This is a genomic window from Rhodococcus mengyinensis, assembly GCF_048381435.1.
GTDB lineage: Bacteria > Actinomycetota > Actinomycetes > Mycobacteriales > Mycobacteriaceae > Rhodococcus_F > Rhodococcus_F opacus_D.
The window spans coordinates 1-3159 of the sequence record NZ_JBLWIT010000067.1 but is presented as its reverse complement, the minus strand read 5'-3'; the positions used below and the strand labels follow the sequence as shown (position 1 = coordinate 3159).

The window sequence follows — 3159 nt, the reverse complement described above, 5'->3', positions numbered from 1 at the left end:
GTCGAGCACGCCGAGGATGAGGTCGATCTGTCGTTCCGCCGCTGTGGGGTCGGTGAACACCAGCCAGTTGAGCGCGAATCCGTCCGACAATGTGGACACGATGTACGTCAGTGCGTCGATGGTGCCCGGGTCGACCGGCTGGCCCGCAGCGGTTGCGGCGGCCTCCAGGATCGCTCGCAGGGTCGCGGATGCCTCGTTGTACACCATCTCGGCCTGCTGGCCTTCCTGGCGCTGGCCCCAGCTGATCAGCTCGACGATCGCCGCGCCGAAGTCCGGATTCGCCAGGTACCACTCCATCACGCCGCGTAACAGGGCGCGCGCGGTGATCGCCACGTCGCCATGGACATCGTTGCGCGTCAGCACTTCTCGATATTGTCCGGCGACGTGCTCGAAGACCGCCGCGAACAGCACCTCCTTCGTGGCGAAGCAGTAGTGCAGGGTGGCCAGCGGGGCGTTCGCCTCCTGTGCGATGCGGCGGGTGGTGGCGCCGTCGACCCCATCGGCGGCGATCACGCGCACGGCCGCCGCCACCAGTTCGGCGCGGCGTTCGGCGGCGGGAATGCGAGCCATGCCCTCTCCTGTCAACAGATCTGAACGGATGATCAAGTCGGTTCCACGCTACCAGTCGCAACGGTAGGCGGGCTGCCATATTTTCCCAAAGAACCGTCGTGCGGTGCGGGCAACAACGCGAAACAAATAGTCATATGCCTTGATCAGACGACTCACTTGGCTTACGGTATGAGCCGGATCACATGGACGGGTCGGCGCACTCCGATGTGACCAACACCGGTTTCGAAGGGCACAGACCCGTCATGACCGACGAACTCACGTGTCTGACTCCCGACGCCACCACCGAAGCCATGGTCGACATGATCATGCGAGACGGCGGCGTGCTTATCGAAGGAAGCAATTCATGACAGAGATCCACCAGCAATCCGGACCCGGCCGTGCGGGGACTGGCCCCGCGCCGAACAAGGCAGTGCTCATCGGTGTCGGCACGCTGCTGATCGTCCTGACCAACGCGGTCATCTTCATCCTGCCGCCGCTGTTGCCGATCATCCAGGCGCAGTATGGCCTCGCCACAGTGGCCGAGACGACGTGGCTCTACACGGCGCTGACCCTCGGCGGGGGAGCGGGCTTCATCTTGCTGCCGCGCCTCGCCGATCTGTACGGCGACCGTAACGCCGCGGTGGCGGCGTCCACATTCCTTGCGGTCGGCGCGCTCGTTCCGGCTGCCGGCGACTCGTACTCGACCCTTCTGGTCGGCTGTATTCTCATGGGATTCGGGGGCGCGGCGCAGCTGCTTCCACTCGGTTTCCTGCGCCGCAATCTCGGCGAGGACGGCATCACGGTGGGTGTCGCGGTTCTGGTCATCGCCACCGGTGTCGGCATCGTCGTGGGCATGATCGGCGGTGGCTTCATCGTCGAGAGTCTGTCGCTGCGAGGCTTTTTCGTCATCCTCACCATAGTGTGCGCAGTGACGGCCATTGCGTGCTGTGCCGTGATCCCACACACCCCGCCTGCTGAGCGTTCCGGCCGCATCGCGGTACTCGGCACGGTGTGGATGATCGCTTGGGTCGCAGCGATCCTGCTGACTCTGACACAAGGACTCGTGTGGGGCATCGCGGCACTCATTCCGTTGATGGCCGGCATCGTCGGCGGCATCGCCTGGGTGCGCGTCGAGCGCCGCTCGACCTCGGCGGTGTTCGACGTCGCACTGATGAAGGCGCCTTTGGTCACCGCGTCGTGCTTGTGTATCGCATTGTTCGCGGCGGTGAACTCGGCCTTTCTGCTGCTGCTCAGCACGTACGCCCAGATCACTCCCGAAAATCTTCGTCCCGCGGACGCCTACGGACTCGGGCTCAGCGCGCTGCAGACCGGCTGGCTCATGGCACCTTTCGCGGCGGCGTTCCTGATCCGCGGAAGCGTACTCGACCGCGCCTTGTTCAACGGCCGTGGTGTGACCGTCTTCGTCATCGGAGCGCTCATCAGTGCATCGGGGCTGGCCTGGCTCGCCGTCGCGCACGACCAGCAGTGGCACTACCTCGTGGGTGCTGCCGTCATGGGTCTCGGGATCAGAATCGGCTACGCAGCGGGGTTCACCATGGTGCAGATGGCAGTGCCCGAGGAGAAAGCCGGGATGGCGGCCGGTATCGCCGGCACGTCCATGGCCGTGGGGTTCGCCTTCGGCACGGCGCTGGTCAGCGCCGACCTCAGCGCCTCGCTGGTTCCGGTGGTCGGAACCGGTCTCGAGGTCGCTGCCAAGGGCCTCTACGGCATCGGCTACTGGTTATCGGGACTCCTCGCCCTGCTCGTCGTGGTGAGCGTGCTGGTCTCACGCGCCCGGTCCGGTCGGCGCGTCGGTGCTGCCGCGTCCTGAAAGTGGCTGGCTCCGTTGCCGCCCCAGACCTGGCGCGATGATTCGTGCGGGCGGCCGCTGCCGTGGCGCTCATCATCACTCCACGCTCATTCAGGACACGAGCTTGGCGGGGGAGGCCTGCGAGGGACTGGCCGCCGGGGCGGAGGTGTTGCCGAGGTGGGCGGCCATCCAGGCGTCGAGCACGCCGAGGATGAGGTCGATCTGTCGTTCCGCCGCTGTGGGGTCGGTGAACACCAGCCAGTTGAGCGCGAATCCGTCCGACAATGTGGACACGATGTACGTCAGTGCGTCGATGGTGCCCGGGTCGACCGGCTGGCCCGCAGCGGTTGCGGCGGCCTCCAGGATCGCTCGCAGGGTCGCGGATGCCTCGTTGTACACCATCTCGGCCTGCTGGCCTTCCTGGCGCTGGCCCCAGCTGATCAGCTCGACGATCGCCGCGCCGAAGTCCGGATTCGCCAGGTACCACTCCATCACGCCGCGTAACAGGGCGCGCGCGGTGATCGCCACGTCGCCATGGACATCGTTGCGCGTCAGCACTTCTCGATATTGTCCGGCGACGTGCTCGAAGACCGCCGCGAACAGCACCTCCTTCGTGGCGAAGCAGTAGTGCAGGGTGGCCAGCGGGGCGTTCGCCTCCTGTGCGATGCGGCGGGTGGTGGCGCCGTCGACCCCATCGGCGGCGATCACGCGCACGGCCGCCGCCACCAGTTCGGCGCGGCGTTCGGCGGCGGGAATGCGAGCCATGCCCTCTCCTGTCAACAGATCTGAACGGATGATCA

At 66.2% G+C, this 3159-nt stretch carries 3 protein-coding genes; 1 reads left to right on the top strand and 2 read right to left on the bottom strand.

What is annotated here, in order from left to right:
- On the bottom strand, nucleotides 1-570 hold a 570-nt coding region (locus tag ACNJ7E_RS13650), incomplete at its 3' end, for a TetR/AcrR family transcriptional regulator (protein WP_418340090.1).
- Nucleotides 571-913: 343 nt separating this feature from the next.
- Here ACNJ7E_RS13650 and ACNJ7E_RS13645 point away from each other — a divergent pair.
- Entirely contained in the window at nucleotides 914-2380 is a 1467-nt protein-coding gene (locus ACNJ7E_RS13645) for an MFS transporter (RefSeq protein ID WP_418340116.1), read from the top strand.
- A 90-nt stretch (nucleotides 2381-2470) separates the two neighbouring features.
- Here the strand turns inward: ACNJ7E_RS13645 and ACNJ7E_RS13640 are convergent, their stop codons facing one another.
- Nucleotides 2471-3124 carry a TetR/AcrR family transcriptional regulator gene (locus tag ACNJ7E_RS13640; RefSeq protein ID WP_418340117.1) on the bottom strand — a complete coding sequence of 218 codons (654 nt, stop codon included), beginning with the start codon at nucleotides 3122-3124 and terminating at the stop codon, nucleotides 2471-2473.
- Between the last annotated feature and the right edge of the window lie 35 nt (nucleotides 3125-3159).

What these genes read in the sequence shown, in the direction of transcription:
- ACNJ7E_RS13645 (WP_418340116.1), top strand. Translation starts at nt 914, where the DNA reads ATGACAGAGATCCACCAGCAATCCGGACCCGGCCGTGCGGGGACTGGC.
- ACNJ7E_RS13640 (WP_418340117.1), bottom strand. Translation starts at nt 3,124, where the DNA reads ATGGCTCGCATTCCCGCCGCCGAACGCCGCGCCGAACTGGTGGCGGCG.